This window comes from Halobacillus litoralis (assembly GCF_009856355.1).
Taxonomy (GTDB): domain Bacteria; phylum Bacillota; class Bacilli; order Bacillales; family Halobacillaceae; genus Halobacillus; species Halobacillus litoralis_B.
In genome coordinates this window covers 1-1,563 of record NZ_WMEW01000028.1, presented here as the reverse complement: position 1 = coordinate 1,563, position 1,563 = coordinate 1, and the positions used below count along the sequence as shown (strand labels likewise).

At 33.1% G+C, this 1,563-nt stretch carries 3 protein-coding genes; all 3 read left to right on the top strand.

The annotated features are described in order from the left end of the window. Positions 1–437: 437 nt before the first annotated feature. Positions 438–653: a helix-turn-helix transcriptional regulator gene (locus GLV97_RS19610; RefSeq protein ID WP_160842064.1), complete on the top strand. Its 216-nt coding sequence runs from the start codon at positions 438–440 to the stop codon at positions 651–653. 1 nt (position 654) lies between these two features. Continuing rightward, entirely contained in the window at positions 655–942 is a 288-nt protein-coding gene (locus GLV97_RS19605; protein WP_160890397.1) for a hypothetical protein, read from the top strand. Positions 943–1,159: 217 nt separating this feature from the next. Then, positions 1,160–1,345, top strand: a complete 186-nt coding sequence (locus GLV97_RS19600; RefSeq protein WP_160842062.1) for a DUF6366 family protein — start codon at positions 1,160–1,162, stop codon at positions 1,343–1,345. The last annotated feature ends 218 nt before the right edge of the window (positions 1,346–1,563 follow it).

Here is a 1,563-nt window from a genome sequence, read left to right as displayed (position 1 = left end):
TGAGGAGTTAAAAAACATTAAAATCTTAGATGAACAAAATGACACAATCAGCAATATGAGAGACATATAGAACTTCCCAGAATATTTCTTAATTTAACTTGAATTCAAGTCTTCCGCTATTGGGGGCATTAATTGAATAAGATAATACAAAAAGAACTTCCATTTTTAATGGGGGTTCTTTTTTTGCAAGCAGCATAAAGAAGAAATCTTCTCAGAAACAAAAATTGATGTGGCTTCTTTAAGTAAGGTGATTTTCAAGAGCTACTACCTTGAATTTTCATAATGTCTAATATTGGTGAAAGCTATTAGAGTAGTTCTCTTCTAAGTTCTAAGATTAAACAGTCAAACCATCGTTTTGTAAAATGCTCTTGTCAATATGTTAAAAATTATATTCAATTTGACAAAAATATGTTACATTGAATTTGAGGAGGAAAAAAATGAAAAAAACGGGTAATCTATCAAATTCTGTATATTTATTGCGAGCAGAAAGGAGGTTGTCGCAAAGTGAATTAGCTAAATTAATTGGTGTAAGCCGTCAGACAATAGCATCTTTAGAATCAAATAAGTATAATCCCTCTTTGGTTCTTGCGTTTAAAATTGCACGTACTTTTGATAAGAACGTCGAAGATATATTTACATATGAGGAGGAATAACATGTTAACCATTATTACTTACATCTTGTTTATCCCACTAATTTTAAGTTTTTTGCATTGGGCTACTTTCATGAATACTGAAGGGAAAGATGAAAGAGGTCAAATTATTTTGGGGAGAGTTAGCCAAGTTACATGGGGGCTAATTATTTTCGGAGGTGCTATCCTTCTTATAATTGATGTTTTGATCAATCTTTCTAAAACATCATTTCAACAAGGATTACTTATCCTCCTTTCCATTGTAATGATACTAAATTCTACCTTCATATTTAGAATTAAAAAGACAATGTAAGGAATATGATGTTCACCAATGATGGAGTGAAATCTGTCAATTATTTTGAATTCGAGTCTTATAAAAAGGGGGGCAATTCTACAACAAAAGAATTGCCCTCTTCTTAATGTTTTGGGCAGGTTAGGTGAAGACTTGGGTTCTAGATAATAGCCAGTTTTGAAACTAAACTGGATTAGTATCGTATGTTTATTAAGAGAAATGATTTTGGAGGAATTAGATGGGAAATGAAATTCCTGAAAAAAGAAGAGAAAAACTAAGACAAAAAGAGTTAAGCAATCCTTCAAGTAGTGGACACGGAAGCAATCTTGCAGATTTAGTTGGTGGCTTAGGCTGGAAGGGAACTGGTATATTTATTCTCCTAATAATAGCTGGGTTTATAATTTATTCCTTGTTTTTTCGATAAGAGACATATTGTAAAACAATAAGATATATTTCTAATTCAAGTCTTACGTAAACGGGGGCGCGCGACAAGTTCTGCTATAAGCGCTTTTTCAGCGTGAAAGGCAGGAAGTTTATTTGTTTAAATTTCAACTGTACAACGGAGGATGGGAATGAAGGATCCATGTTTCCTGAAACCATCCCGTCAACACTCCTGCATGCGTTAAGACGGACAGGTCTTAG

Bases quoted from the DNA above. Each gene is read 5' to 3' on its own strand.
- GLV97_RS19610 (WP_160842064.1), top strand. From the start codon at position 438: ATGAAAAAAACGGGTAATCTATCAAATTCTGTATATTTATTGCGAGCA.
- GLV97_RS19605 (WP_160890397.1), top strand. From the start codon at position 655: ATGTTAACCATTATTACTTACATCTTGTTTATCCCACTAATTTTAAGT.
- GLV97_RS19600 (WP_160842062.1), top strand. From the start codon at position 1,160: ATGGGAAATGAAATTCCTGAAAAAAGAAGAGAAAAACTAAGACAAAAA.